27 protein-coding genes are annotated in these 25,190 nt (G+C 70.7%); 11 read left to right on the top strand and 16 right to left on the bottom strand.

Going from position 1 to position 25,190, the window contains the following annotated elements:
• Positions 1-6: 6 nt before the first annotated feature.
• The 3 genes from HRJ34_RS16815 to HRJ34_RS16805 form a co-directional block, all read right to left on the bottom strand.
• A complete protein-coding gene (locus HRJ34_RS16815; protein ID WP_208631886.1) occupies positions 7-1,521 on the bottom strand; it encodes a putative 2OG-Fe(II) oxygenase in 1,515 nt (504 codons plus the stop codon).
• A 2-nt stretch (positions 1,522-1,523) separates the two neighbouring features.
• On the bottom strand, positions 1,524-2,690 hold the full coding sequence (locus HRJ34_RS16810; RefSeq protein ID WP_208631885.1) for an aspartyl/asparaginyl beta-hydroxylase domain-containing protein: 1,167 nt from the start codon (positions 2,688-2,690) through the stop codon (positions 1,524-1,526).
• A 242-nt stretch (positions 2,691-2,932) separates the two neighbouring features.
• The gene (locus tag HRJ34_RS16805) at positions 2,933-5,965 is read right to left on the bottom strand and encodes a TonB-dependent receptor domain-containing protein (RefSeq protein ID WP_226948824.1); all 3,033 of its coding nucleotides are present in this window, start codon (positions 5,963-5,965) and stop codon (positions 2,933-2,935) included.
• A gap of 264 nt (positions 5,966-6,229) precedes the next feature.
• Here HRJ34_RS16805 and HRJ34_RS16800 point away from each other — a divergent pair, with 264 nt between their 5' ends.
• Complete coding sequence (locus HRJ34_RS16800; protein WP_012049338.1) at positions 6,230-6,766, top strand: hypothetical protein; 537 nt, start codon at positions 6,230-6,232, stop codon at positions 6,764-6,766.
• A 249-nt stretch (positions 6,767-7,015) separates the two neighbouring features.
• Here HRJ34_RS16800 and HRJ34_RS16795 read toward each other — a convergent pair whose 3' ends face one another.
• The 3 genes from HRJ34_RS16795 to xseA all read right to left on the bottom strand — a co-directional run bounded on the left by HRJ34_RS16795 (position 7,016) and on the right by xseA (position 9,623).
• Positions 7,016-7,729, bottom strand: a complete 714-nt coding sequence (locus HRJ34_RS16795) for a M23 family metallopeptidase (protein ID WP_404947148.1) — start codon at positions 7,727-7,729, stop codon at positions 7,016-7,018.
• A 175-nt stretch (positions 7,730-7,904) separates the two neighbouring features.
• Positions 7,905-8,102, bottom strand: a complete 198-nt coding sequence (locus HRJ34_RS16790; protein ID WP_012049340.1) for a DUF2093 domain-containing protein — start codon at positions 8,100-8,102, stop codon at positions 7,905-7,907.
• Between the two features lie 42 nt (positions 8,103-8,144).
• Positions 8,145-9,623, bottom strand: a complete 1,479-nt coding sequence (xseA, locus tag HRJ34_RS16785) for an exodeoxyribonuclease VII large subunit (protein ID WP_012049341.1) — start codon at positions 9,621-9,623, stop codon at positions 8,145-8,147.
• Between xseA and purD the strand changes: the two genes are divergently transcribed.
• Both purD and HRJ34_RS16775 read left to right on the top strand, forming a co-directional pair.
• Entirely contained in the window at positions 9,622-10,923 is a 1,302-nt protein-coding gene (purD, locus tag HRJ34_RS16780; RefSeq protein ID WP_208631883.1) for a phosphoribosylamine--glycine ligase, read from the top strand. The genes xseA and purD overlap by 2 nt on opposite strands.
• A gap of 32 nt (positions 10,924-10,955) precedes the next feature.
• Positions 10,956-11,459 (top strand): hypothetical protein, encoded by a 504-nt coding sequence (locus tag HRJ34_RS16775; protein ID WP_012049343.1) that lies wholly within the window; start codon positions 10,956-10,958, stop codon positions 11,457-11,459.
• 40 nt (positions 11,460-11,499) lie between these two features.
• Here the strand turns inward: HRJ34_RS16775 and thiE are convergent, their stop codons facing one another.
• The 6 genes from thiE to HRJ34_RS16745 form a co-directional block, all read right to left on the bottom strand.
• Positions 11,500-12,204 carry a thiamine phosphate synthase gene (gene thiE, locus HRJ34_RS16770; RefSeq protein WP_200859883.1) on the bottom strand — a complete coding sequence of 235 codons (705 nt, stop codon included), beginning with the start codon at positions 12,202-12,204 and terminating at the stop codon, positions 11,500-11,502.
• 59 nt (positions 12,205-12,263) lie between these two features.
• Positions 12,264-12,635, bottom strand: a complete 372-nt coding sequence (locus HRJ34_RS16765; RefSeq protein ID WP_012049345.1) for a DUF488 domain-containing protein — start codon at positions 12,633-12,635, stop codon at positions 12,264-12,266.
• A gap of 13 nt (positions 12,636-12,648) precedes the next feature.
• Positions 12,649-12,885: a hypothetical protein gene (locus HRJ34_RS16760; RefSeq protein WP_208631882.1), complete on the bottom strand. Its 237-nt coding sequence runs from the start codon at positions 12,883-12,885 to the stop codon at positions 12,649-12,651.
• Positions 12,886-12,910: 25 nt separating this feature from the next.
• A complete protein-coding gene (metB, locus tag HRJ34_RS16755) occupies positions 12,911-14,083 on the bottom strand; it encodes a cystathionine gamma-synthase (protein ID WP_208631881.1) in 1,173 nt (390 codons plus the stop codon).
• On the bottom strand, positions 14,076-14,213 hold the full coding sequence (locus tag HRJ34_RS16750) for a hypothetical protein (RefSeq protein WP_016743806.1): 138 nt from the start codon (positions 14,211-14,213) through the stop codon (positions 14,076-14,078). Before HRJ34_RS16750 ends, metB begins: the two co-directional genes overlap by 8 nt.
• Positions 14,214-14,286: 73 nt before the next feature.
• Positions 14,287-14,712 carry a MarR family winged helix-turn-helix transcriptional regulator gene (locus HRJ34_RS16745; protein WP_208631880.1) on the bottom strand — a complete coding sequence of 142 codons (426 nt, stop codon included), beginning with the start codon at positions 14,710-14,712 and terminating at the stop codon, positions 14,287-14,289.
• 90 nt (positions 14,713-14,802) lie between these two features.
• Here HRJ34_RS16745 and HRJ34_RS16740 point away from each other — a divergent pair, with 90 nt between their 5' ends.
• Positions 14,803-16,584 carry a chloride channel protein gene (locus tag HRJ34_RS16740; protein ID WP_208631879.1) on the top strand — a complete coding sequence of 594 codons (1,782 nt, stop codon included), beginning with the start codon at positions 14,803-14,805 and terminating at the stop codon, positions 16,582-16,584.
• Positions 16,585-16,736: 152 nt separating this feature from the next.
• On the opposite strand, the gene HRJ34_RS16735 is transcribed toward HRJ34_RS16740, so the two are convergent.
• Both HRJ34_RS16735 and HRJ34_RS16730 read right to left on the bottom strand, forming a co-directional pair.
• Complete coding sequence (locus HRJ34_RS16735; RefSeq protein WP_208631878.1) at positions 16,737-17,228, bottom strand: DUF6306 domain-containing protein; 492 nt, start codon at positions 17,226-17,228, stop codon at positions 16,737-16,739.
• On the bottom strand, positions 17,225-18,073 hold the full coding sequence (locus tag HRJ34_RS16730; protein ID WP_012049352.1) for a LysR family transcriptional regulator: 849 nt from the start codon (positions 18,071-18,073) through the stop codon (positions 17,225-17,227). Before HRJ34_RS16730 ends, HRJ34_RS16735 begins: the two co-directional genes overlap by 4 nt.
• A gap of 141 nt (positions 18,074-18,214) precedes the next feature.
• On the opposite strand from HRJ34_RS16730, the gene HRJ34_RS16725 reads away from it, so the two are divergent.
• The 7 genes from HRJ34_RS16725 to HRJ34_RS16695 all read left to right on the top strand — a co-directional run bounded on the left by HRJ34_RS16725 (position 18,215) and on the right by HRJ34_RS16695 (position 22,819).
• Positions 18,215-18,586, top strand: a complete 372-nt coding sequence (locus HRJ34_RS16725) for a hypothetical protein (RefSeq protein ID WP_030093193.1) — start codon at positions 18,215-18,217, stop codon at positions 18,584-18,586.
• Positions 18,583-18,804 carry a hypothetical protein gene (locus HRJ34_RS16720; RefSeq protein WP_030093192.1) on the top strand — a complete coding sequence of 74 codons (222 nt, stop codon included), beginning with the start codon at positions 18,583-18,585 and terminating at the stop codon, positions 18,802-18,804. The genes HRJ34_RS16725 and HRJ34_RS16720 overlap by 4 nt, the downstream gene beginning before the upstream one ends.
• Before the next feature lie 90 nt (positions 18,805-18,894).
• Positions 18,895-19,536: a peroxiredoxin gene (locus HRJ34_RS16715; protein ID WP_016743811.1), complete on the top strand. Its 642-nt coding sequence runs from the start codon at positions 18,895-18,897 to the stop codon at positions 19,534-19,536.
• Positions 19,537-19,588: 52 nt separating this feature from the next.
• Entirely contained in the window at positions 19,589-19,978 is a 390-nt protein-coding gene (locus HRJ34_RS16710) for a hypothetical protein (RefSeq protein ID WP_086400741.1), read from the top strand.
• Positions 19,979-20,040: 62 nt separating this feature from the next.
• Positions 20,041-20,733, top strand: a complete 693-nt coding sequence (locus tag HRJ34_RS16705; protein WP_012049357.1) for a superoxide dismutase — start codon at positions 20,041-20,043, stop codon at positions 20,731-20,733.
• A gap of 11 nt (positions 20,734-20,744) precedes the next feature.
• The gene (locus HRJ34_RS16700) at positions 20,745-20,993 is read left to right on the top strand and encodes a hypothetical protein (protein WP_016746157.1); all 249 of its coding nucleotides are present in this window, start codon (positions 20,745-20,747) and stop codon (positions 20,991-20,993) included.
• A 197-nt stretch (positions 20,994-21,190) separates the two neighbouring features.
• The gene (locus HRJ34_RS16695) at positions 21,191-22,819 is read left to right on the top strand and encodes a Na+/H+ antiporter (RefSeq protein ID WP_012049359.1); all 1,629 of its coding nucleotides are present in this window, start codon (positions 21,191-21,193) and stop codon (positions 22,817-22,819) included.
• Between the two features lie 34 nt (positions 22,820-22,853).
• Here HRJ34_RS16695 and HRJ34_RS16690 read toward each other — a convergent pair whose 3' ends face one another.
• Positions 22,854-24,296, bottom strand: coding sequence for an efflux transporter outer membrane subunit (locus tag HRJ34_RS16690; RefSeq protein WP_208631877.1), 1,443 nt, complete (start codon positions 24,294-24,296; stop codon positions 22,854-22,856).
• A complete protein-coding gene (locus HRJ34_RS16685) occupies positions 24,290-25,189 on the bottom strand; it encodes an efflux RND transporter periplasmic adaptor subunit (protein WP_208631876.1) in 900 nt (299 codons plus the stop codon). Before HRJ34_RS16685 ends, HRJ34_RS16690 begins: the two co-directional genes overlap by 7 nt.
• Between the last annotated feature and the right edge of the window lies 1 nt (position 25,190).

Below are 25,190 nucleotides of genomic sequence, written 5' to 3'. Positions count from 1 at the left end.
GCTCTCTCAGCGAAGGGGAAGGGCGATGTCGAAGGCGACGGTCAGGCGCTCGCCGTCGCGGAACGGCCGGGTGCCGTGCCACATCGTCGACGGGAAGAGGACGAGGCGGCCGGGGCGCGGCTCGATCGTCCGGGTGGGTTCGATCGAAAGGCCGAGCTCGGCCTGGGGGCTGCCGAGGGTCAGCCAGCCGTCGGTCCCGCCGTCACGCACCGCGTCGGGCACGGTCAGGTAGAAGGCCGAGCTGATCAGCCCGGCGGGGTGGACGTGGTTGGCATGATGCCCCTCGCCGGTCAGCCGCACCGACCAGGAGCCCGCGAAGCGCGGTCGCGCCGGGCGGCCATAGGCGCGCAGCGGGTGGCGCGGATCGGGATCGGGGAGCTGGGCGATGTGGCTCGCCACCGCGTCGAGGATCGCGGCGCGCAGCGCGCGGATCTCGGGCTCGATCCGGCTGAACAGCGGCCCGTCGGTCTGGGTACCGCCGCGCACCGACTGGTCGAGATGCTCGCCCCTGGCGCGGTGGAGCCCGCGCAGGACATGGGCGAGGCGGTCGAGATCGGGGAGATGATCGGCGAGGTCGATCACCCGGACGAAGGCGGGATCGTCCTCCAGCCAGGCGGCGCGCGGGTCGCCCGCCAGCCGCCAGGCGATCGCGGCATAGGGCCACATTCCGCGCCGGTCGCCCTGCGGGCTCGCCCAGCGGTCGATGATCGGCAGCGCCGCGTCGATCCGCCGGGTGCGCAGCAGGTGGCGGACGTGGCGGACCGCGACCGACAGGTCGTCGGCGCGGGTCAGCAGCGCGAACAGCCGGTCGGCCTCGGCGACGGCGCCGGTCTCCGATAGGGCGATCGCCTCGTTCGCGGTGAAGGTGAGCTGCTCGCCGAGCGCCGCGCGGCCGCGCCGGACGGCGTCGAGCACCGCGTCATGGCGCCCGGCGTTGACCAGCGCCGTGAGCAGGATGCGCCACAGGGTGAGGTCGCCCGGATGGGCGGCGATGGTGCGCTCGACCAGCTCGGTCGCGCGGTCGCGGTCGCCCATCATCCAGCGGAGCTGGATCAGCCGGTCATGGCCGGGATACCAGCCGGGATGCTGCGCGAGCAGCGCCTCGATCTCGGCCATCGCGCGGGGCGGGTCGCCGGCGGCGACCCGCGCGGCGGCGCGGCCCAGCAGCAGGTCGCCATTGGCCGGCGCCAGCGTGATCGCGGCATCGAACAGGCCGACCGCGTCGAGCCCGGCCTCCAGCGCGACCTGGGCGCGGCCCTGGGCGATGCTGGCGTCGGAGGGGGCCGCCTTCGCCGCCGCGTTGAACGCCGGCAGCGCCTTGTCATGCTCGCCGAGCGCGCGGTGGAGCAGGCCGGTCCATTGCCACAGCCGGCCGTTGTCGCGGTGCCGCTCGGCGGCGGCGGTGACGAGCGGCAGCGCCGCCTCCTCGGCCTCGGCGTCGAGCGCGGCGGAGGCGAGCTCCCCGGCCGCCGCCGCGTCGGACGGGCGCAGCGTCAACCGCGCCACCAGGTCGTCGATCATCGTCACAATCCCTGCGCCACCACGCCGCTTTCGGCTTCGAGCAGCGCGGTCACCGCCGCGCGTTCGGTCATGCTCAATCCCGGATGCCAGACGTCGATGATCAGGATGACGCGCAACGCATCGCTGGGGTTGGTCGCCGCATGCTCGATCGTGTCGTCGAATATCCAGGCTTCGCCGCGTTTCCACGGCCGCGTCTCCGCGCCGACCCGGAAGCGGCAGCCGTCGGGAACGATCAGCGGCAGGTGGCAGACGAGCCGGGTGTTGGCGACGCCGTGGTGCGGCGGGATGCTGGTGCCGGGCGCGAGCAGCGAGAACATCGCATTGGGCGAGCAGCCGCCGATGTCGGGCTGGGGGAAGCCGGCGATCAGCGCCATCGTGCGCGGGCAATGGCGCGCGTTCGCCTCGATCCGGCGGCCATATTGCCACAGATGGATCGCGGTCCAGTCGCGGCTGTGGTTGAGCGCCTTCCATTGGGCGAGCGGGGCGCCGTCGGGATACTGGATATAGGGGACCAGCTCGGCCCGCTCGGCGGCGGCGACCGCCTCGAACTCGGCCTGGATGACGTCGGTCGCGGCTTCCAGCTCGGCGAGCCAGGGGAACAGGCTGCGATCGTGGAACTCGCGTTCGACGAGGCCGGGGAAATGGAAATGGGTCGGCTCGGCATGCCAGACGCGGGTGCGGCGCAGCGCGTTGCTGCGGAAGCGCGCGATGCGGGCTGCCTCCTCGCTATCTGCCCGCGCTTCGGCGGCGCCCATCGCGGCGGCGAGCCTCGCCTCCTTCGCGGCGAGCCACTGGTCGCGGACCTCCTCGCCGCGCTGCACGGCAGCGGCGAGCTGGGGATTGGCGATCGACGCCGGCTTGCGGGCGAGCGCCTGGGCATAGGCCTCGCCGGCATCGTCCTGGCCGAGCTGCTCCTTGAGCCCGGCGCGCAGCATCAGCGCCATGAAGTCGAGCGGCGAGACGGCGAGCGCCGCGCCGACCGCGTCGAGCGCGGCGGCGGGATTGCGCGCCGCGCGGTGGAGCGCCGCGCGCTTGAGGTGGAGGTCGAAGCTGTCCGGCTCGATCGCGGCCGCCCGGTCGAGCAGCGCCAGCGCCTCGCCCAGCGCGCCGCGCGCGGCGGCCGCGTCGGCGGACCGCTGCAGCTCGGCGGACGGGGAGGAGGAAGCCATGCAATACCTCAGAATATTTTCGGCTTCGATGGAAGCTCGTCGATCGCTCCCTCTTCGTCATTCCCGCGAAAGCGGGAATCCACGGTCACGGAGCATTCCATCTCTTGCGGGCCGCCGTCCATGGATTCCCGCTTTCGCGGGAATGACGGGATTGGAGATGGACGAAAGGAGGGATCGATGTCCACCAAAAGAAAGAGGCGGCGGGGTTGCCCCCACCGCCTCCTCTGGCGTCAGCCCAACGATCAGAAGTTGAGCGTGATGCCGGCGTAGATGTAGCGACCCATCGAGTCGTACACGTTCGGGAAGGTGTTGCCCGAACAGAACACCGCGGTGCAGGCGTTGATGACCGACGACGTGCCGTTCGCGCCGATGATCGGCGGATCGTTGTCGAGCAGGTTCTGGACGCCCAGACGGAAGGTGTAGGAGTCGTTCAGGTTGAAGGTCGCGGCGAGATCGAAATAGCTCTCGGCCTTGATCTTCTGGTTGAACGGCGACGAGGCGCCGGCCAGCGTGGTGTTCGAGCTGGTCCGGTCGAGCTTGACGTTGCCGAAGTAACGCCATGCGAGCGACAGGCCGAAGCCGTTCTCCATGTTGTAGGTCACGCGGGCCTTGTGGCGCCACTTGGGAGCCGGCGTGCCGCAGACCAGGCCGTAGTAACCGGCGCAGTCATAGGCCGCGACGCCCGGGATGCCGGTATCGGTCTTGAACTTGTCAAGATAGGTACCCTGCAGGTTGAACGACAGCGAGTTCGCGCCGAGGCGGGTCGAGTAGTTGACGCCGACGTCGACACCGCGCGTCTTGACGCTGCCGATGTTCCGGTTGAGGTCCTCGATATAGCCGTTGGCCGAACGCCACAGCGAGCCGGTGGCATCGCGATGGATCAGCGAGCAGAAGGTCGGATCCCCGGTGTTGATGCACTGCTGGATCGACACGTCCTGGCCATAGGTGCCGATGTTGTTGGTCACCTTGATGTCGTAGCCGTCGATCGTCGCGCTGAAGCCGCGGAGGAAGCTCGGCTGGAAGACCAGGCCGATCGTCTTCGTGGTCGACTTCTCCGGCTTCAGGTTCGGGTTGCCGCCGATCAGGCCGTTGAACTGGCCCGCCGGGTTGCCCGCGACCGGATAGTTGCCCACCGGCAGGCCGGTGAGGGCGCACTCGGCCGCCGTGGCCGAACCGTCGGCGCAGGGATCGCTGTTGCCGTTGAGGGCGACGCGAACCGGTGCGAACAGGTCCTGGACGTTCGGCGCGCGGACCGCGCGGTTATAGCTGGCGCGGAACTTCAGGTCCGAAACCGGAGCGAAGGTCAGGGCGAGCTTGTAGGTGTCGGTGTTCACGCCGGTGTTGTAGTGCGAATAGCGGTAGCCGCCTTCGACCGACAATTCCTTGATGAAGCCGTCCTGGACGATCGGCAGCTGGAACTCGCCGAACACTTCCTTGACGTCGAACGAACCCTTGACCGGGAGCGTCGCCGCGCCCTGGCCGGTGAGATCGCCGGTCTGGAACGCCACGTCGGTCTTCAGCTCGAGCGATTCCTTGCGGTACTCGACGCCGACGTTGATGCCGAGGCCCTGGTCCGCCCACGGGGTCTTCAGGCCATATTCGCCGAGCGTGCCGGTGATGTTGGCGTTGAACACCCGCTCCTGCGTGTTGCCACGCTGGAAGCCCGGGGTCTGGACATAGCCCAGCGCGTCCTGGGTCACGCCGCCGAGCGAGAACATGTCGTACGGACGGCAGTTGGTGTCGGCGCCGGTCACGAACACGCGGCAGGCCGGCAGGCCGGTGCGCGGATCGATGATGACGTCGATCGCGTTGTTCAGGCGCGACGCCGAGAACTCGTTCAGATAGGTCTCGGAGAAGTTGGTGCGACCGAACACATAGGAGGTGTCGTACGACCAGGCCGGGCTGATCTCGCCGCGCATGCCGCCGACGATGCGGAAGCTGGTGTGCTGGAGATCGTCCTGGCGCGGACCGCCTTCGACGTTGCGGCGCAGCGCCTGGAGGAAGCCGCGGTTGTACGGGTTGCCGGTGACCGGATCATAGAAGGTCAGCGGGGTGTTCGGATACATCGGATCGCTGCCGTCGTCGACCAGCGGGAAGCCGGTCTCGGTCAGGCGGGTCACCAGATTGTCGCGGGCGCAGGCGATCGCGAGCTGCTGCGGCGAGAGCAGCGGGTTGTCGCAGTTGACGCTCAGCGTGTTGCCGAAGTTGCCCGATTCCGCGATCTGGGCGACCGTGCGGTCGTCCATGAACATCGCTTCCATGTACGGATGGAAGGCCGGGCTGATCTCATAGTCGGCGAAGACGCCGGCGGTGTAGCGCTCGTCCGGACGCTGGAAATAGTTCAGCGGCGCGAAGTTGTACGGCGTGAAGCCCGGCTGGAAGGTGCGGTTCGCACCGATCTGGTAGGTGTTCGACGCCCAGTCGAAGAAGGTGCCGTTCGGCGAGGTGGCCGAACCGCCGCAGCTCACGGCGCCCGCGGCGTTGACCTGCGAGGCGCACGACGAATAGTCGTACTTGTTCTGCGTGACGGCCTTCAGCTTGCGGTAGCCGGCATAGGCCATGAAGTGGCCCTGGTCGTCGTCGCCGAACTTGCCGCCGAAGGCGACCGTGACGTCGACGGTGCCGCCGTTGACGGTGTTGCCCTTAGGGAAGGGGAAGCCGCGCGCGGCGTGGGCAGCCTCGAGGGTGCTGTTGCTGTTGCTGTGCTGATAGAGGCTGTACTGGCCGTCGATCTTGAACCCTTCGAAGTCGGTGTCCATGATGAAGTTGACGACGCCGGCGACCGCGTCCGAACCATAGGTCGACGAGGCGCCGCCGGTCAGCACTTCGACGTTCTTGACGAGCGCGGCCGGGATGAAGTTGAGGTCGGCGGCCGACGAGGTCGGGTCGCCCGGCATCAGGCGGCGGCCGTTGATCAGGACGAGCGTGCGCTCCGGCCCGAGGTTGCGCAGGTTGACGGTGGCGGTACCGGTCGCGCCATTGGCGAGGTTGCCGCCCTGGTCGCCGAACACCTGCGGCAGGCTGTTGAGGAGATCCTCGGTGCGGGTCGTGCCCTGCAGCTTGATCTCCTGGCTGCCGACGACGGTGACGGGCGCGGCGCTGGTCAGGTTCGGCTGCGGAATGCGCGAGCCGGTGACGATGATGACCTGGCCCTCTTCCTCGGCGGCGGGGGCTCCCTGCGCGAACGCGGGCGCGCTCGCGAAGGCAGCGATGCTGAGCGCGACGGCGCTACAGCCCAGCCCGAAGCGGCTGACCTTGTTGAAATTATTGATCACTTTCCAGTCCCTTTTCTGGAGTGAGCGGGGCCGATGTCGCGTCCCACGCTCAACCTTCCTGGAGGGATGAGGGCGCTGGCACACCGTCATCCGCCCATGAAGGCATGGTGCAGATGTGCAAGAAATGCGATCAGGCTGTAAAGCGCAGGTTCATCGGCGGGACACGTTGCGGCGGTGTTGTCGTATTTATGCAACAGTCGCGAAATCTCGTTGCTTTGTTACCGCTGGCGATGGTTATAATGTTTCAAGATCAGGAGAATAGCGATGGTTGGGGCGCTCAGGCACATGGTCATTCTCGCGGCGGCCCTGGCCGTCGCGGCGCCCGCGTCGGCGGAAAAGACGCATGAGCGGCCCGAACTGTTCCGCAACCTCCTGAACTGCCGCGCCATCGCCGACAATGCGGCCCGGCTCGCCTGCTACGACCAGTCGGCCGGCGCGCTGGAGCAGGCGGAGGCGAAGAAGGACCTGGTGGTCGTCGATCGCAAGGAGATCCGCGAGACCAGGAAGTCGCTGTTCGGCTTCACCCTGCCCAAGATCGGCCTGTTCGGCGGCGGCGACAAGGATGACGGCGACGACAAGGACGCGGTCACCGAGCTGCAGAGCAGCGTCCAGGCCGCGCGCATGATCAGCGGCGGCAACTGGTCGCTCAGCCTGGCCGACGGCGGCACCTGGGAGACGATGAGCGCGCTCGGCGACGCGCCGCGCTCCGGCGACAAGGTGCGGATCAAGAAGGCGAGCCTCGGCAGCTATCTGGGCCAGGTCGGGATCAATCGCGGCGTGCGCTTCCGGCGGGTGGAGTAGAGGTTGGTTTTTGTTTGGCGCCCTCAGGCGCCGGCGGTCGCATCCGCGACCTTGGCTATCCTCGCATAAGCTCGGGCGCGCGTTCGCGCTTGCGGAGCCCTGTCGGGCTCCGACGCTCAGCTCTGCGTCGGGATGCGCGAGCATCCCGCAAGGCCGAACGGCCGCCCGAGCTTATGCGAGGAAAGCCAAGCCGGGCGGAGGCCCGGCGCCCGGCGCTTGAGGGCCGCCCGCGAAAGCGGGCCAAACAAACTACCGTTCCATTGGCCCCGCCAATGGAACCGGATCGATCCGCGCGTCGCGCCATTTGATCGCCCAGTGCATGTGCGGCCCGGTGGCGCGGCCGGTCATGCCGATCGCGCCGAGCACCTCGCCCTGCCTGACCGCCTGGCCGACCTTCACGTCGATCCGGGAGAGGTGGAGGAAGGCGGAGTTGAGGCCCATGCCATGGTCGATCATCAGCAGGTTGCCCTCCAGCGTGAAGGGCGCGGCGGCGGCGAGGATGACGACGCCGTCGGCGGGGGCGACGATCGGCGTTCCGGCCGGCCGGGCGACGTCGACCCCCGAATGATAGGCGCCCGGCTCGCCCGCATAGATGCGCTGCGATCCGAACACCCCGCTGATCCGCCCGGCGACGGGCCAGATGAAGCGCTGGCGCCAGCCCGCGCTGCCGCTGTCGATCGCGCGCGCGGCGACGATCTGGTCGAGCTCGATCTTGCGGCGGGCGAGGAATTCCGGGGTCGGCGTGGTGCCGCGCGGCAGGGTCGGCAGCGACTCGATCTTCCAGCCGTGCGGCGTGACGGCGAGCGACCGGCGCAGGATCGTGCCGTCGGTCAGCCGCGCCTCGATCCGCGCGACCGGCGGGGCGTCGCGGTCGAAGGCGACGATGAAGCGGCCGTCGGCGGCATGGCCGATCGGCGCGCCGTCGAGCAGCAGCGCGGCGGTGCCGGCCGGGGCGATGCCCATGGCGAGCCCGCCCTGCTCGATCGCGCCCGACAGGTGGAAATCGGCATCGTCGACGATGCGCGGCGCCGGGCGGGGGCGGGACCGGCGTGGCCGGCGGGACCAGGGCAGGGTGCAGCCGCCAGCGGCAGCGCCAGCAGCGCGGCGCGCCAGGCCATGCGGCCGCCCTCGGCCGATCTCAAGCCTGCTGCTCCGCCTTCGTCGCCTCGACCGCGCTGAGATAGGCTTCCTGCCGCGCGACGCTCCAGTAGCGCAGCTCGTCGAGCGGGATCGCCGCTCCGGACACCGCGCAGACGACATGGTCGCCCGCCACCAGCACCCGGAAGCCGTTGGCAAGATAGTTGAGCCGGGCCCGGCGGCCCGCATTCATCAGCATGATGATCTCCTCCGTCGCGAATATGGGCCTTCGCGGAGCCGACTAAAAGAGATTTTGCTGGCGGGGCGCGTCCTCGCCGTCGCTGCGGGGCTTCGCGGGCGGCGCCTTTCCGCCATTCTCGACCCGCGCGTCGACCGCGCCGTCGGCGAAGTGCAGCGTTAGCAGCCCCGCCGCGCGGGCCGCCGCCGCTTCGGTCAGCACCCCGCCGCCGCGCTTCTCGACGCGGACATAGCCGCGTTGCAGCGGCTTGTCGGGATGGAGCTGCTCGGCGATCCGCCACAGCCGTTCGAGCGCGATCTCGCCATCGGCGATCCGCGCGCGGATCGGGCGATCGGTCAGCCGGACCGCCTCGAGCCGGTCGCGGGCGCGGTCGAGCTTGCGGTCGAGCAGCGAGGGCCGCAGCGCGCCCGCCGCATGAGCGAGGTCGCCGCGCGCCACCGCGATGCGCTGGCCGAGCGCGCGGGGCAGTCGGTCGGCGACGTCGTCGAGCCGCTGCTGCTGGCCCGCGAACAGGCTGTCGAGCGCGGGGAAGCGCTCGGCCACCGCCTCGAACCGCTCGCCCGCCCGCTCGCGATAGCGGCGCGCCAGCCGCTCGGCGCGGGCGCCCAGCTCGCGGACATGATGGGCGAGGTCGGCGCGCACCGGCACCGCCATCTCGGCCGCCGCGGTCGGGGTCGGCGCGCGCCGGTCGGCGGCGAAGTCGGCCAGCGTCGTGTCGGTCTCGTGGCCCACGGCGGAGATCACCGGGATCGGCGATTCGGCGATCGCGCGGACGACCTCCTCCTCGTTGAATGCCCAGAGGTCCTCGATCGATCCGCCGCCGCGCCCGACGATCAGGAGATCGGGCAGCAGGTCGGGACGGGGCGCCGACCCGCCCGGCGCCATCGCGCCGAAGCCGCGCACGGCGCGCGCCACCTGGGCGGCGGCGCCCTCGCCCTGCACCGCGACCGGCCACAGCACGACATGGGTCGGGCAGCGGTCCTCGAGCCGGTGGAGGATGTCGCGGATCACCGCGCCGGTCGGCGAGGTGACGACGCCGATGATGCGCGGCATGAACGGCAGCGGCCGCTTGCGATCCTCGTCGAACAGCCCTTCGGCGGCGAGCATGCGGCGGCGCTGGTCGAGCAGCGCCATCAGCGCGCCCTGCCCGGCCAGCTCCATGCGCTCGATCACGATCTGATATTTGGAGCGGCCGGGATAGGTGGTGAGCCTGCCGGTCGCGATCACCTCGATCCCGTCCTCGGGCCGGAAGCGCATCGCCGCCGCCTGGCCCTTCCAGATCACCCCGTCGATCGCCGCGCGGTCGTCCTTGAGGGTCAGGTAGCAATGGCCCGAGCTGTGCCGCTTGAACCCCGAAATCTCGCCGCGCACCCGGACATGGCCGAACGCTTCCTCGACCTGGCGCTTCAGCGCGCCCGACAATTCGGACACGGAGAGCGCGGGCGCGTTGTCGCCCGGCTGCTCCTCGGCTAACAGGCGGGGCCTGTCACCTTGGGTCCCATCGGGGAGAAACTCGTCCATGATCATCCTGCTGCTCGGTTCGGGGGGGCGTGAACATGCGCTGGCCTGGAAGCTGTCGCAATCTGAACGGCTTACCAAGCTCTTCGCCGCGCCCGGCAATCCCGGCATAGCGCAGCATGCCGAATGCGTCGATCTCGATCCGACCCATGTCGAGTCGGTCGTCGCCTTCGCACGCGAGGAGAATGTCGGGCTGGTCGTGATCGGGCCCGAGGCGCCGCTGGTCGCCGGCCTCGCCGATCGGCTGCGCGAAAACGGCGTCCTCACCTTCGGGCCCAACCAGGCCGCCGCCCAGCTCGAAGGATCGAAGGGCTTCACCAAGGATCTCTGCCAGCGCGAGAATATCCCGACCGCGGCCTATGGCCGGTTCGGCGACGCCGGCTCGGCCAAGGCCGCGCTCGACAGCTTCGGCGTGCCGGTGGTGATCAAGGCCGACGGCCTCGCCGCGGGCAAGGGCGTGGTGATCGCCGAAAGCCGCGCCCAGGCCGAGAATGCGATCGACGACATGTTCGGCGGCACCTTCGGCACCGCCGGCGCCGAGGTGGTGATCGAGGAATTCCTGACCGGCGAGGAGGCGAGCTTCTTCGCGCTGACCGACGGCACGACCGTCGTCCCGTTCGGATCGGCGCAGGATCACAAGCGGGTCGGCGACGGCGACACCGGGCCGAACACCGGCGGCATGGGGGCCTACAGCCCCGCGCCGGTGCTGACCCCCGAGCTCGAGGCGCGGACGATGCGCGAGATCGTCGAGCCGACCGTGCGGGCGATGGCGGCGGCGGGCATCCCCTATTCGGGCGTGCTCTATGCCGGGCTGATGCTGACCGCCGAGGGGCCCAAGCTGATCGAGTATAATGCCCGCTTCGGCGATCCCGAATGCCAGGTGCTGATGCTGCGGCTCGAGGACGACCTCGTCACGCTGATGCTCGCGGTCGCCGAGGGGCGGCTGGCCGAGCTGGCGCGGCCGAGCCTGTCGCCCAACACCGCGCTGACCGTGGTGATGGCGGCGAAGGGCTATCCGGGCACGCCCGCCAAGGGCGGCGCGATCCGCAACATCGTCGAGGCCGAGGCGAAGGGCGCCAAGGTCTTCCACGCCGGCACCGCGGAGGGGCCGGGGGGCCTCGTCGCCAATGGCGGGCGGGTGCTCAACGTCACCGCGATCGGCCAGGATATCGGCGAGGCGCGCGACAGCGCCTATGCCGCGGTCGACGCGCTCGATTTCGCGAGCGGTTTCTGCCGCCGTGACATAGGGTGGCGCGAATTGGCACGGCAGCGGAACGTAGCCGCTGCTGCTGCATTGGACTAAGATAAGGTAGAGCAAAGACAAAAGGACGGGGCATGTCGAACACCACCCTCATCATCGCCGCCATCATCGCGATCCTCGCGGTCGTCGGCCTGTTCCTGCTGCTGCGCAAGCCGACCCAGCGGGTCTCGCTGAGCGAGGCCGCGCCGCCCGTGCCGGCGGCGAAGCCAGCGCCGGCCCCGGCGCCCGCGCCGAAACCGGTCGCCAAGGAAGGCCATGGCATCACCGACAGCGCCGCCGCCGCCGTCCTCGACGTGTCGGGATCGGTGCTCGGCGTCGATGCCCATCCCGACCTGCCGTCCGACGACCTGACGCGGATCAAGGGGCTCGGCCCCAAGGCGCGGACGGTGCTTGCCGGACTCGGCGTCCATCGCTTCGACCAGCTCGCCGCGCTCGATCCCGCCCAGGCGGCCGAGCTCGACGCCCGGCTGGGCGCCTTCAAGGGCCGCATCTTCCGCGATCGCTGGATCGAGCAGGCCCGCTATCTCGAGCAGGACGACGTCGCCGGCTTCGAGAAGGAATTCGGCAAGCTGGGGTGATCTTCAGCTTTCCCCTCCCTGCAGGGAGGGGAGCCCGATCTCACCCCATTCCCTTGAGCGCGGCGAAGGCGCGTACCGCCGCCGCCGGCCCCTCGGGGGCGTTCCACACCGCGCCCGACACCGCCAGGAAGTCGGCGCCCGCCGCGATCAGCGGGGCGGCGTTGGCGGGGGTGATGCCGCCGATCGCGACCGAAGGAAGCTCGAACAGCGTCGACCACCAGCCGAGGATCGACGGCTCCGGCCGGTGCTTGGTCGGCTTGGTCCCGGTTTCGTAGAAGGCGCCGAACGCGACATAGTCGGCGCCGGCCTCGCCCGCCTCCATCGCGAGGTGGCGGCTGTCGTGGCAGGTGACGCCGATCTGCGCCGTGGGCCCCAGCGCCTGGCGCGCCTCGCGCGGGTCGCCGTCCTCCTGGCCGAGATGGACGCCGTCGGCGTCGAGCCGCTTGGCGAGGCCGATCGAATCATTGACGATGAAGGCCACCTCGCGCGAGGCGCAGACCGCCTGGAGCGGCCGGGCCAGCTCGGCGATGCGGTGCTCGTCGATCCCCTTGAGGCGGAGCTGGAAGGCGGCGACCACCGGGGCCGCGTCGATCGCGGCGGCCAGTGTCTCGGCGAAGCCGGCGTCGATCGCTGGCGGCGAGATCAGGTAGAGCTTGCAGGGCGGACGCCCCTCGTCGCGCTCGAAGCGGTCGGCGAAGCCGGGGTCGAGCGAGAGGGCGTCGTCGAAATCGTCGATGTCGTTCATGCCCCTTTCTAGAGCGTGATCATGCGAGGTGGAAGCGCTTCGCGCGGCTGTCGCCGCCATCACCGCCGCACGGCATAGCCCCGATCGCCGAGATAGCCGGCCAGCACTACCGCATGATTGGCCTGCTCGTCGTGCGCGGCGTAGAGCAGGGTGACGTCGCCCTGGTCGATCAGGCCGCACAGCTCGGCGACCGCGTCGGGGTTGGCGTCGAGCTCCCGGCGGTAGCGATCCCGGAAGGTGGCGAAGCGCGCCGGGTCATGACCGAACCATGTGCGCAGCGCCGGGGTCGGCGCGATCGCCTTCAGCCACAGGTCGAGCGCCGCCGCTTCGCGCGAGACGCCGCGCGGCCAGAGGCGGTCGACCAGCACCCGCCGCCCGTCCGCCGTGGCGGGCGGCTCGTAGATACGCTTGATGCCGACGCTGCCGGTCATGTTGCCGGGCCTCCTATGTCATGTGGAACAGGGTCATCATGCCGCCGAGCACGATCCCGAAGATCATCACCATCACCCCCGCGATGCGCAGGACGTAGGTCAGCGGGTCGTCCTCGTCGTGCACGGCCGAGGGCGGGGCGGCCGGCCGGCCGAACAGGCGCCGGACGGCGGCCTGGCGGAACGCCATGTTGAAGCCGATGACGGCCAGGACGATCCCGAACAGGTCGATGACGATCACATAGCCCGGCATGGGGCCTTCTCCTCTTCCTGGTTGGTCAGGCGCGGCATGCGGCCAGCCCCCTGTCGAGCCCGGCGATCAGGTCGCGCTCGGCCTCGAGGCCGACCGACAGCCGCAGCAGGCTGTCGCTGATGCCCGCCGCCGCGCGCGCCTCCTCGCCCATGTCGGCGTGGGTCATCGTCGCCGGGTGCGCCACCAGGCTCTCGACCCCGCCCAGCGATTCGGCGAGGGTGAAGAAGCGCACGGCGTCGATGAAGCGGCGCACCGCCGCGACCCCGCCGGCCAGCTCGAAGCTCAGCATCGCCCCGAAGCCGCGCTGCTGGCGCGAGGCGATCGCGTGGCCGGGGTGCGAGGCGAGCCCCGGATAATGGACCCGCGCGACGGCGGGATGGCGTTCGAGATGGTTGGCGACCGCCATCGCGTTGATCTGCTGCTGCTCCATCCGCGGGAACAGGGTGCGCAGCCCGCGCAGCGTCAGCCAGGAATCGAACGGCGCGCCGGCGCTGCCGACGACGTTGGCCCAGTGGCGCAGCGCCTCGACCTGCGCGGGATCGGCGGCCACCACCGCGCCGCCGATCACGTCGGAATGGCCGTTGAGATATTTGGTGGTCGAATGGATCGCATAATCGGCGCCCAGCGCGATCGGCCGCTGGATCGCCGGCGACAGGAAGGTGTTGTCGACCGCGACCTCGGCCCCCGCCGCGCGCGCCAGGGCGCTGAGCGCGGCGATGTCGACGACCCGCATCAGCGGGTTGCTCGGCGTCTCGATCAGGACCAGCGCCGGCACCTCGTCGAGCGCGCCGGCGAAGGCGCGCATGTCGGTCTGGTCGACGAAGCGCACCGAGCAATGGCCGCGCCCGGCGCGCGCCTTGAGCAGGCGCATCGTCCCGCCATAGCAATCGTGCGGGGCGAGGATGAGGTCGTCGGGGCGCAGCCGGCCGACGAGCAGGTCGAGCGCGGCCATGCCGCTCGACGTGACGATCGCGCCCGCGCCGCCTTCCAGCTTCGCCAGCGCCTCGGCGAGCAGGTCGCGCGTCGGGTTGCCGGCGCGGCCGTAATCATAGTGGCGCGGCTGGTCGTAGCCGGCGAACGCATAGGTGCTCGACAGATAGAGCGGCGGCGCGACGGCGCCGAAGCCGGCGTCGGTCGCGACGCCATGCGCGGCCGAGATCGTCTGCGGACGGGGCGCGCCTTCGTCGCGGTCAGTCATTGATGAAACGTCCTTCGGTCACGGCGCGGACGATGCCGGCGCGGATGGTGAAATCGCCGAACCGCTCGCCCGGCGCGCGCTCGCGGGCAAGGCGGCAGATCGCGTCGGCCTCGGCAGCGATTGTGCGCACCGGGCTTCCATAAGGCAAATGACTATTATTGGTTGTTCAGCGCAATGATTTTGCTGGAAGACGGTCGCGATCCTCAGGCGAGCTGGTCGAAGATCTCCGAGAAAAGCGGCCTCAGCCGCTGGATTTCCTCCCGGTGGATCGCCGACAGCGCGTCGAGCAGGCCATAGGCCTTGGGCGTCAGCCGCAGCAGCGCGCGGCGACGGTCGTCGTCGGCGGTCTCGCGGCTGATCAGGCCGAGCGCCTCGAGCCGGTTGACCAGCCCGGTGGCGCTGTGCGGCTTGAGGATCAGCCGCTCGGCGACATGGCCGACGGTCGCCTCGCCGGGGGCGGCGCCCCGGATCGCGAGCAGCGCCTGATGCTGTTGCGGGGTCAGCCCGATCTCGGTCGCGCGCGCCTCGCTGAACGCCTGGAAGCGGCGGATCGCATGGCGAAAGGCGGCCAGCGCCGCATAGTCGGCGTCGCCGAGTTGCTTGTCCCCGTTCCCCGCGCCGTCCTTCACGCCCCGTTCCTCACGTGGATGTCTCCGATTGAACTATATCGCATTGCGATATAGTGCGCCCCTGCCCCGTCAGCAGGATGATCTCGCTTCATGTCCCTTACACCCCAGCGCGCCGTCGAAGGCCACCAGCTTGCCGATCATAGCGTCGATCGCCGGATGATCATGCTCGCGCTGATGGCGGTCGTGGTCGGCAGCGGCGGCGCGTTCGGGGCCTGGGTGCTGGTCAAGCTGATCGCGATCGCCACCAACCTGTTCTGGTTCGGCCGGCTGTCGGCCGACCCTTCGGTGATCACCGACGCCTCGGTCGGCTGGCTGGTGGTGGTGATCCCCGTGGTCGGCAGCCTGATCGTCGGGCTGATGGCGCGGTTCGGATCGGACAAGATTCGCGGGCACGGCATCCCCGAGGCGATCGAGACGATCCTGTTCGGCGAAAGCCGGCTGTCGCTCAAGGTCGCGCTGCTCAAGCCGCTGTCGTCGGCGGTCTCGATCGGCAGCGGCGGTCCGTTCGGCGCGGAAGGGCCGATCATCATGACCGGCGGCGCGATCGGATCGCTGTTCGCGCAATGCTTCCACCTCAGCGCGGCGGAGCGCAAGACGCTGCTGGTGGCCGGCGCGGCGGCGGGCATGACCGCGATCTTCGGCACGCCGCTCGCCGCGATCCTGCTCGCGGTCGAGGTGCTGCTGTTCGAATGGAAGCCGCGCAGCTTCGTCCCCGTCGTCGTCGGCGCGCTGGTCGCCTTCGCCTGGCGGCCGTGGCTGATCGGGGTGGGGCCGATGTTCCCGATGGCGGCGGCGACCCCCGGCGGGGCGTGGATATTGCCGATGGCGGCCGGCATCGGCCTGGTCGCGGGGCTCGAGGCGACGTTGCTGTCGACCGCGCTCTACCGGATCGAGGATATGTTCCACCGGCTGCCGGTCCACTGGATGTGGTGGCCGGCGATCGGCGCGGTCGGGGTCGGGATCGGCGGCCTGATCGACGCCCATGTGCTCGGCGCCGGCTATGCCAGCATCGACGCGCTGCTCAACGGCGCGCTGCCGCTCCGCGTCGTCGCCGCGCTGCTCGTCGTCAAGGGCGCGGTGTGGCTGATCGCGCTCGGATCGGGGACCTCGGGCGGCGTCCTCGCGCCGATCCTGATCCTCGGCGGCGCGGCGGGCTTCCTGCTCGGCGGCTTCCTGCCCGGCGATCCCGGCTTCTGGGCGATGATCGGCATGGCGGGGATCATGAGCGGGGCGATGCGCGCGCCGATGACCGGCGCGCTGTTCGCGGTCGAGCTGACCGGCCATTTCGACGCGATCCCCTGCACCATCGCGGCGGCGGGCGGCGCCTATGCGATCAGCGTGCTGCTGATGCGGCGCTCGATCCTGACCGAGAAGATCGCCCGGCGCGGCCGGCACATCCTGCAGGAATATACCGTCGATCCGCTCGACCTGCTCCAGGCCAGCCAGATCATGACCCGCGACCCGGCGACCCTGCCGGGGACGATGACGATCGCGGCGGCGGTGGGCTTCTTCGCGACCGAGGCGGTCCATCGCAGCTATCCCGTCGTCGACGCGCAGGGCCGGCTGCTCGGCCTCGTCTCGCGCACCGACGCGCTGCGCTGGCAGGTCGACCGGGTCGACGACCGCACCCCGCTCGCCGACGCGGTGTCGGACGCGGCCCAGCCGGTCGCCCATCCCGACACGCCGAGCGGGGTGGTCGCCGACCTGATCGTCGATTCGGGGATCGGCCGCATCCCGATCATCGATCCCGATACGCGCCAGGTGCTCGGCATCCTGTCGCGGCAAGACCTGCTCAAGACCCGCAACGCCAGCCGCCAGGCGGAGGTGCGGCGCGAACGCTATGTCGGCCCGGCGCGCCCGGCTGACATGTAAATGCCGGGCAATCCGGGTCCATTTCCATCGTCATTCCCGCGAAAGCGGGAATCCATGGATGGCGGCCCGCAAGAGACGAAATGCTCCGTATCCGTCATTCCCGCTTTCACGGGAATGACGGAAGGAGGGGGATTCCAGCGGGGCCGGATATCCTACGGCGCGTAGCCCGAGGCGGCCAGCAGGTCCTCCGCCTCGGCGATGTTGGCGCGGTGGCTGTGGAGCATCGCCTTGAGGTCGCGGTGGAGCGTCTCGTCGCGCACGCGGGGGAGCAGCGCCTCGAGCTTGCGCACCACCCAGGCCTGCCCCCGGTTGAGGAAGGCGAGGCGTTCGAGCGGGCGGGCGATCGCCATCGCCTTGCCGTGGAAGGCGCCGGTCCGCCGCGACGGCGTCGCGCCGAGCCGCTTGAGCTGGCGCGACAGCATCGCGCACCAGCGCGCCTCGTCGGCGCGGATCATCGTCATCAGCGCGCCCTGGCGAGCGTCGTCGGCCGCCCTGGCGCTGGCCAGCGCGACCCGCGCCCCGGCGCGCTCGGCCTCCAGCAGCTCGTTCAGCGCGGCGACGATCTCGTCGCGCGCGGCATAGCCCATATAGGCGTCGCCGCCGTCGGCGGCGTAGCAGACGGGGGAGGCGGGCTCGTCGCTCATGCCGCGATCGCCGCCGCGGCGCGCAGCCCGGCGCGGATGCGGTCCATCACCCCGGGATCGGCCTTGGTCGAATGGACGACATAGGCCGAATAGGAGAATTCCGGGCTGCCGGGGACGAGCGCGAGCCGCCCCTCCTCCAGATAGGAGCGGACGAAGCCCTTGCGGAAATAGCCGCTGCCGCCGGTCGCCAGGATATAGTCGAGCGCGAGCGGGCCGTAGCCGATCGACACCACTGCATTGGGCTGGTCGGGAAAGGCCGCCTGGTAGCTGGCGGCGAACTCCTCGCCCCAGTCGATCTGGACATGGTCCTCGGGGGCCAGGGGCGCGCTGGTCGGCGTGGTGCGGACCAGCACCAGCTTCTCCTCGAACAGCAGCTCGGCGATCACGCCCGGCCGGCTCGGCGCGGCATAGAGCACCGCGACGTCGAGCGAGCCTTCCTGGACCTGCTCCATCAGCCGTTCGGACGCGTCGATCTGCGTGCTCACCGCGATCTCGGGGCATTCGCGCCGCATCCACAGCAGCCAGTGGCGCAGCAGCGGGCTCCACAGGCTCAGCTCGGCGCCGACCGTCACCACCGTCTCGCGCCCCGGCGGCAGCGCGACGGCGCGCTGCGCCCGCGCCCAGACCTGCACCAGCGTCGTCGCGAAGCGCAGGAACTGCTCGCCGGCCGGGGTCAGCTTCGCCCCCGCCTTGTTGCGGATGAACACCGGCCGGTCGAGCTGGTCCTCGAGCACGCGGATGCGCGCGCTGACCGCCGTCTGGGTGAGGTTGAGGTTGGCGGCGGCGCTGACGAAACTGCCGGTCTTCACGACCTCCAGGAAGGTCCGGGCGACGCTGATGTCCATCCTGCAAAATCCTTATGCTCAACGCACAATAATATTCATTTGCTTGATGGATGTTAGCGGGTCGATGATGGCTTCACAAGGAGAGACCGCCATGGTCGAGCCATCGTCCGGGACGCGGCCAGCGCGCTGGCCCGCCGTGCCATGAAACATCCAGGACCCTTCCGCCCGGAACCCCGTCCGCCGGAATTCGACCTGCTGTCGATCATCGTCCCGCTGGTGACGATGGCGTTCGGCGTCGGGATCGGCCTCTACTGCCTGCACGACGGCGGCCGGCTCGGCGACGAGCTCTACGTCGCGGCGATGGCGTTCGTCGTCGCCGTGCCCGCCGGCATCATCGTCGCGATCGACATCGAGCGGCAGGCGCGCCGCGACGCCCGCGCGCGGAGCAACGAGGTTCCGCCGCCCTTCGACATCAACCTCGTCTGGCCGCCCGAACCGACGCCGCGCCTGGACGACGAGGACGGCGCCGCCCCGTCCGGCAAGCCGCAATGGTTCGGCGGGAGGAAGCCGTGAGCGCCGGCCGCGACGGGCGCGGGCGCCACCTTCCGGCGGGGCTCTGCTGGCTGATCGCGATGGCGATCACCATCGCGTCGCTCCGGCTGTTCCTGTGGCTGCTCGACAGCGCGGGGGTGATCGGCGCCGAGGAGAGCAGCCGGATGATGCTGGTCGCGCTGCCGGTGACGCTGCTGACGCTCGGCTGCCTCGCTCCCACCGACATGGAGGAGAAATAGGCGCAAGATTATCGCTGATAATCATCAATATCATTCGTTTGTTTGCACTGATTGCCCGTTCCACAGTGGGGCGCAGCAGAAGGAGCCCCCATGACCATCCAGCTCGGGCAGATCGCCCCTGATTTCGAACAGGACAGCACCCACGGCCGCCTGCGTTTCCACGACTGGCTCGGGCCGAGCTGGGGGGTGCTGTTCAGCCACCCCCGCAACTTCACCCCGGTCTGCACCACCGAGCTCGGCGAGGTGGCGAAGCTGCGGCCCGAATGGGACCGGCGCAACGTCAAGCCGATCGGGCTATCGGTCGACCCGGTCGACGCGCACCACATATGGGAGGTCGACATCGCCGAGACCCAGGGCGCCAAGCTCGACTTCCCGATGATCGCCGATCCCGACGCGCGGGTCTCGTCGCTCTATGGCATGATCCATCCGGAGAGCGACCCGACCGTGACGGTGCGGTCGGTGTTCGTGATCGATCCGGCCCGCAAGGTCCGCCTGATCCTGACCTATCCGCCGTCGACCGGGCGCAACTTCGCCGAGATATTGCGCGCGATCGACAGCCTTCAGCTCACCGACGCGCGCAGCATCGCCACCCCGGTCAACTGGGCGCCGGGCGAGCCGGTCGTGATCTCCCCCAAATTGTCGGACGAGGAGGCCTCGCGCCAGTTCCCGCAGGGCTACAAGACGCTCAAGCCCTATCTGCGGATCGTCGACCTGCCCGTGTCGGGGCAATGAGACCGGCGCGGACGAGTGGGTGGTGGACGGGCGGGCGGCGGACGGACGCGCGATGACCGCGCCGGCCGCCCCCTCGATCCGCGACCGCCGGGACGATCTTGCCGAAACGGCGGCGGCGATCGCGGCCTGCCGCGCCGCCGACGCGCCCAGCCGCGACCTCGACGCGCGGATCGCGCAGGCGGTGTTCCCGGCCCTCGCCGCGCTGCCGCCGGTCGAGCCGGGCGTCTGGCAGGGGGAGGATGGCGGCCGCGTCCGCGCGCTGCGCTACACCGGCTCGCGGTCCGCCGCCGCCACGCTCGTCCCGCCGGGCTGCTGGATCGACGCGGGCGGATCGGCGGTCACCGTCGCGGGCGCCGAGGGTGAATGGACCGGCACGCATCCGGTCGAGGCGATCGCCTTGTGCATCGCCGCGCTGCGGGCGCGACTGGCGGGACCTCCCTGACCGCGCGCCCGTCCGCGCCATCGAATTCCGACCTTCCTTCCCTCTTTTCCAGGAGACCCGCCATGGCCGACCAGAGCCTGAGCGCCACGCTTGCCCCCCTCGACGCCGCCGGACCCGTGTTCGGCCTGCCGCCGCTGCCCTATGGAGCCGGCGACCTGAAGCCCGTCCTGTCCGCCGAGACGCTGCAGATCCACCACGGCAAGCACCATGCGCGCTATGTCGAGACGCTCAACCGCCTGCTGTCGGACCGGCCCGATGCGCCGCGCACGCTGGAGGCGGTCGTCCGGGCCGCGCAGGCGGACGGCGAGCGCGGGCTGTTCAACAACGCCGCCCAGGCGTGGAACCACGCCTTCTTCTGGGAAAGCATGCGGGCGAAGACGTCGCGGCCGGGCGGCCTGCTCGCCGGCGCGATCGCCTCGGCCTTCGGCGACGTCGAGGCGCTGGGCCAACGCTTCATCGCCGAAGGGACCGGCCATTTCGGCTCGGGCTGGGTCTGGCTGGTCGCGCGCGGCGACGCGCTCGACGTGATCTCGACCCATGACGCCGGCTGCCCGATCGTCGAGGAGGGCGTGACGCCGCTGCTCACCTGCGACGTCTGGGAACATGCCTATTATATCGACCACCGCCAGGACCGCGCCGGCTGGCTCACCATCTGGTGGAGCATGCTGGCCAACTGGCATTTCGCCGACCGCCAATATGGCGCGGCGCTCGGCCATGGCGAGCCCTGGCGCTACCCGGCCCCCAAGGCCGCCTGAGGGAGGACGCCATGCTCATCGACGTCTTCGCCGGCCGCGACCGCCGTTCCGCCACCGCGCGGGGGAGCTTCCATTTCGCCCGGTCCCCACGGCCCGGCGAGCAGATCGAGATCGACGGGGTGTTCCTCGTCGTGACGCGCGCCTGGCACCGGCCGGACGTCCATTATCCCGGCCCGAAATTCGCGATCCTCGTCGACGACCGGGCGAGCCGGACCGAGGAGAGCGGCCCGGTGCACGACGCGGTGGGGACGCCGGCCTGACAAAAGGGAAACAGGCCGTCATCCCGGCGAAAGCCGGGATCTCACTGCCTTTCCATGCCTCTGACGGAGCAAGGTGAAGAGAAGGGAGATCCTGGCTTCCGCCAGGATGACGGATTTGGGCGCCCGTCCGGACAGGGGGTGGCGCGAGCGTCTCACATGGTTAAGGAGGGGCATCCGCAAGCCGACAGAGGACGCCCTTGGAAACCATCACGCTCGTCCTGACTCTGCTCGTCGCCGTGGTGGCGAGCGGCCTGATCGCCCGGATGCTGCCCTTTCCCGTGCCCCGACCGCTCGTCCAGATCGCGCTCGGGGCCGCGGTCGGGCTGGTCGCGGACTGGCGCGTGACGCTCGATCCCGACATCTTCTTCCTGCTCTTCCTGCCGCCGCTGCTGTTCCTCGACGGCTGGCGCATCCCGCGCGAGGACCTGTTCAAGGACGGATCGACGATCCTCGAGCTCGCGCTCGGGCTGGTCGTGTTCACCGTGCTCGGCATGGGCTTCTTCATCCACTGGATGATCCCCGCCATGCCGCTCGCGGTCGCCTTCGCGCTGGCGGCGGTGGTCTCCCCGACCGACCCGATCGCGGTCTCGGCGATCGCGCAGCGCACGCCGATCCCGAAGCGGATGATGCACATATTGGAGGGCGAATCGCTGCTCAACGACGCGTCGGGCCTGGTCTGCCTGCGCTTCGCGGTCGCGGCGGCGCTGACCGGGGCCTTCTCGCTGGGCGACGCCGCGCTCAACTTCCTGTGGGTGGCGATCGGCGGGATCGCGGTCGGCGCGGGGCTGACCTGGCTGGTCGGATGGAGCAAGACCGCGATCACGCGGCGGCTGGGCGAGGAGAGCGGGTCGCAGATCCTGATCAGCCTGCTCATCCCGTTCGGCGCCTATCTCGTCGCCGAGCATCTCCACTGCTCGGGCATCCTCGCGGCGGTCGCAGCGGGCCTGACCATGGGGTTCGTCGAGGCGCGCGGCAACGCGCTCGCGGCGACGCGGATTAGGCGGACGACGGTGTGGGACATGATCCAGTTCACCGCCAACGGCACGATCTTCGTCCTGCTCGGCGAGCAGCTTCCGACGATCCTCGCCGGCGCCGCCGACACGGTCCGCTTCACCGGCCATCACGAACCCTGGTGGCTGGCGATCTACGTCGTCGCGATCAATGTCGGCCTCGCCGGGCTCCGCTTCGCCTGGGTGTGGCTGTCGTTCCGCCTGACCCTGCTGCGGCGTCCGGAGAGCCGGGCCCGGCCCAACTGGCGGATCATCGGCGCGATGTCCTTCGCCGGGGTGCGCGGCGCGATCACCCTGGCGGGCGTGCTCACCCTGCCGCTGGCGATGAAGGACGGCGCGCCCTTCCCGGCGCGCGACCTCGCCATCTTCCTGGCGATGGGGGTGATCATCCTGTCGCTGATCGCGGCCTCGATCGGCCTGCCGCTGATGATGCGCGGGCTGGAGATGCCGGCCGAGCCGTCGGGCGAGGCCGAGATCGACGCGGCGCGGATCGCCGCCGCCGAAGCCGCGATCGCCGAGATCGAGAGCACTCAGCACCGGCTGGCGGAAGGCCGCAAGGACGCCGACGCCTATGTCAACGTCGCCTCGCGGCTGATGGACATCTATCGCGAGCGGATCGACCAGCAGGCGACCGAGCCCGAGCAGATGGTGCTGCTGCGGCGCGACCAGGGGATCGAACGCGAGTTGCGGCTCGCCGCGCTCAAGGCCGAGCGCGCCGAGATATTCCGCCGCGTCCGCGATCGCCAGCTGGGCAGCGAGGCGGCGCGCAAGCTCGTCCGCGAGCTCGACCTGTCCGAGACCCGTCTGGCGGTCTAGAAACTCCTTTCGTCATCCCGGCGAAAGGGACGCTTCAGTGCGGGCTGGCCCCATCCTTCGCGGCCGCCTCCACCGTCCACCCGCCGCCCAGCGCGAGGAACAGCGCGATCTGCTCCTCGTTGAGCGCGGCGCGGCCCTCGGCGGCGGCCTGTTCGGTGGCGACGAGGTCGCGTTCGGCTTCGAGCGCGGGCAGCTCGGCGATCCGGCCGCCGCGCCGGAGCTGCGCGGTCTGCGCGGCGACGCGCGCGGCGTCGTCGCGGGCGCGGTCGAGGCTCGCCTGCCGGTCGAGCCCGGCGGCATAGCCGACCAGCGCGGTCTCGACCTCGCGCAGCGCGGCGAGGACGACGCCGTCGAACGCGGCGAGGTCGGCGCGGCCCTGCGCCTCGGTCGCGGCGATCCGGGCGCGGGCGGCGTGGCGGTTGAGCGTCCAGTCGATCAGCGGGCCGATGCCGAAGCGGTTGGTGAGCGGCGAGAAGGCGTCGGCGGCGGCGCCGGTCGATCCGATCGACGCGCCGATGCGGATCGACGGATAGAGGTCCGCCGTCGCGACGCCGATCCGCGCGGTGGCGGCCGCCAGCCGCCGCTCGGCCATGCGGATGTCGGGCCGGCGCCGGAGCAGCGCCTCGCCGTCGCCGGCCGGAACCGCGCGCGCCAGTTCGAGCGGCCGGCGGCATTGCAGCAGCCCGGCATCGGCCTGCGCCGGCATCGCCCCCGCCAGCGCGGTGACGCGCAGCAGCGCGTTGCGTTGCCGCGCCGCGAGCCGGGGCAGGCGGGCGCGGCTGGTCTCCAGCAGGCCCTGCCGCCGGTCGAGCTCATAGGGCGCGGCGCGGCCATGGGCGATCAGCGTCCGCGTCAGCCCGACGCCGCGCTCCTGGAGCGCGATCGCGCGGCCGAGCACGTCGATCTGATGGCCGGCGTTGCAGATGTCGGCATAGGCGCGCGCGGTCTCGGCCGCGACGTTGACCCGCGCCAGGTCGCGCGCCGCGACCGCCGCCTCGGCGTCGGCGCTCGCCGCCTCGATCCCGCGCCGCAGGCCGCCGAACAGGTCGAGGTCGTAGCTCACCCCCAGGCCGGCATTGTAGATTTGTCGGGTCGGCGGCTTGACGTGCTGCAGCTCGGCCTCGGCCGATCGCTGCGCCCAGCTCGTCTCGACATTGGTGCCGCCCTGGATCTCGCGCCCGGCCTCGCGCTGGTCGAGCAGGGCGAGGCTGCGGTCGAGATTGGCCTCGGCGACGCGCAGGTCCGTATTGGCGGCCAGCGCCCGTTCGACCAGCCCGTCGAGCAGCGGATCGTCGTAGAGCGTCCACCAATGGTCGGGGAGCGGCTCGGCCGTCGCCGCCGTGCCGCCCGACAGGAAGGCGCCCTGCGCCTCGGGCGCGCGCACCGCGGCGGCCTCGGGCAGATGATAGTTCGGGCCGACCGCCGCGCACCCCGCGAGCAGCGCGGTGGCGAACGATGTCGCGGCGCGCCTCACCATGGCAGGCTCCGGTGGACGCTGCGCCCGTCGTCGCGCGGGTGGACGACGACGGTGGCGGTCTGGCCGGGGATCATCCGGACATTGGCGGGGACGCGGTCGATCGCGATCCGCACCGGGATGCGCTGGGCCAGCCGGACCCAGGTGAAGGTCGGGTTGACGTTGGCGAGCTGGCCGTCGCTGCCCGCCCGCTCGCGATCCTCGACGCCGCCGGCGATGCTCTGGACATGGCCCCTGATCTCGTCGGCGACGCCCATCAGATAGATGCTCGCCGGGTCGCCGACCCGGATCGCCGGCAATTTGGTCTCCTCGAAATAGCCCTCCACCCGCATCGACCGGTTGTAGACCAGCGCGAGCGCGGGCCGCCCCGCCATCAGATAGACGCCGGGCTGGAGCGAGACGTTCGAGATGACGCCGTCGACCGGCGCGCGGACCAGCGTCCGGCCGAGGTTGAAGCGGGCGAGGTCGCGCGCCGCCGCCGCCTGGCCCGCCGCCGATCGCAGCTCCTCGACCCGCGCGCGGCCCTGCTCGATCGTCTCGGCGGCGATCACCTCGGGCATCGTGCGGTTGCGCCGGTCCTCGCGGATCGCCTGCGCCAGCGCGACCCGCCGGCTGGCAAGGTCGGCCTCGGCCTGTTCGAGCGCGAGGCGGTAGCGCGGCCGGTCGATGACGAACAGCACGTCGCCCTTGCGCACCGGCTGGTTGTCGGCGACCCGGACCTCGGTGACGAGGCCGGCGACGTCGGCGGCGACCGGCACCATGTCGGCGCGCACCTTGCCGTCGCGGGTGACCGGCTCGACCTGGTAGCGCAGCCACAGCGCGTAGATCCCCGCCAGGATGACGAGGATCACCAGCAGCGTGACGAGCGAGCGGGCGAGATTATGTCGATGCAGCATG

The organism is Rhizorhabdus wittichii, from assembly GCF_017607425.1.
Lineage (GTDB): Bacteria > Pseudomonadota > Alphaproteobacteria > Sphingomonadales > Sphingomonadaceae > Rhizorhabdus > Rhizorhabdus wittichii.
Note: the sequence above shows the minus strand (reverse complement) of the source record. Positions and strands in the feature narration are given on the sequence as shown.

Bases quoted from the DNA above. Each gene is read 5' to 3' on its own strand.
- HRJ34_RS16790 (WP_012049340.1), bottom strand. From the start codon at position 8,102: ATGCTGATGAATGCGGGCCGCCGGGCCCGGCTCAACTATCTTGCCAAC.
- HRJ34_RS16690 (WP_208631877.1), bottom strand. From the start codon at position 24,296: ATGGTGAGGCGCGCCGCGACATCGTTCGCCACCGCGCTGCTCGCGGGG.
- HRJ34_RS16700 (WP_016746157.1), top strand. From the start codon at position 20,745: ATGCTCATCGACGTCTTCGCCGGCCGCGACCGCCGTTCCGCCACCGCG.
- HRJ34_RS16685 (WP_208631876.1), bottom strand. From the start codon at position 25,189: ATGCTGCATCGACATAATCTCGCCCGCTCGCTCGTCACGCTGCTGGTG.
- purD (WP_208631883.1), top strand. From the start codon at position 9,622: ATGATCATCCTGCTGCTCGGTTCGGGGGGGCGTGAACATGCGCTGGCC.
- HRJ34_RS16710 (WP_086400741.1), top strand. From the start codon at position 19,589: ATGACCGCGCCGGCCGCCCCCTCGATCCGCGACCGCCGGGACGATCTT.
- HRJ34_RS16815 (WP_208631886.1), bottom strand. From the start codon at position 1,521: ATGATCGACGACCTGGTGGCGCGGTTGACGCTGCGCCCGTCCGACGCG.
- HRJ34_RS16775 (WP_012049343.1), top strand. From the start codon at position 10,956: ATGTCGAACACCACCCTCATCATCGCCGCCATCATCGCGATCCTCGCG.
- HRJ34_RS16715 (WP_016743811.1), top strand. From the start codon at position 18,895: ATGACCATCCAGCTCGGGCAGATCGCCCCTGATTTCGAACAGGACAGC.
- HRJ34_RS16810 (WP_208631885.1), bottom strand. From the start codon at position 2,690: ATGGCTTCCTCCTCCCCGTCCGCCGAGCTGCAGCGGTCCGCCGACGCG.
- HRJ34_RS16800 (WP_012049338.1), top strand. From the start codon at position 6,230: ATGGTTGGGGCGCTCAGGCACATGGTCATTCTCGCGGCGGCCCTGGCC.
- HRJ34_RS16740 (WP_208631879.1), top strand. From the start codon at position 14,803: ATGTCCCTTACACCCCAGCGCGCCGTCGAAGGCCACCAGCTTGCCGAT.
- HRJ34_RS16795 (WP_404947148.1), bottom strand. From the start codon at position 7,729: ATGGGCATCGCCCCGGCCGGCACCGCCGCGCTGCTGCTCGACGGCGCG.
- xseA (WP_012049341.1), bottom strand. From the start codon at position 9,623: ATGGACGAGTTTCTCCCCGATGGGACCCAAGGTGACAGGCCCCGCCTG.
- metB (WP_208631881.1), bottom strand. From the start codon at position 14,083: ATGACTGACCGCGACGAAGGCGCGCCCCGTCCGCAGACGATCTCGGCC.
- HRJ34_RS16730 (WP_012049352.1), bottom strand. From the start codon at position 18,073: ATGGACATCAGCGTCGCCCGGACCTTCCTGGAGGTCGTGAAGACCGGC.
- HRJ34_RS16725 (WP_030093193.1), top strand. From the start codon at position 18,215: ATGAAACATCCAGGACCCTTCCGCCCGGAACCCCGTCCGCCGGAATTC.
- HRJ34_RS16760 (WP_208631882.1), bottom strand. From the start codon at position 12,885: ATGCCGGGCTATGTGATCGTCATCGACCTGTTCGGGATCGTCCTGGCC.
- thiE (WP_200859883.1), bottom strand. From the start codon at position 12,204: ATGAACGACATCGACGATTTCGACGACGCCCTCTCGCTCGACCCCGGC.
- HRJ34_RS16735 (WP_208631878.1), bottom strand. From the start codon at position 17,228: ATGAGCGACGAGCCCGCCTCCCCCGTCTGCTACGCCGCCGACGGCGGC.
- HRJ34_RS16765 (WP_012049345.1), bottom strand. From the start codon at position 12,635: ATGACCGGCAGCGTCGGCATCAAGCGTATCTACGAGCCGCCCGCCACG.
- HRJ34_RS16705 (WP_012049357.1), top strand. From the start codon at position 20,041: ATGGCCGACCAGAGCCTGAGCGCCACGCTTGCCCCCCTCGACGCCGCC.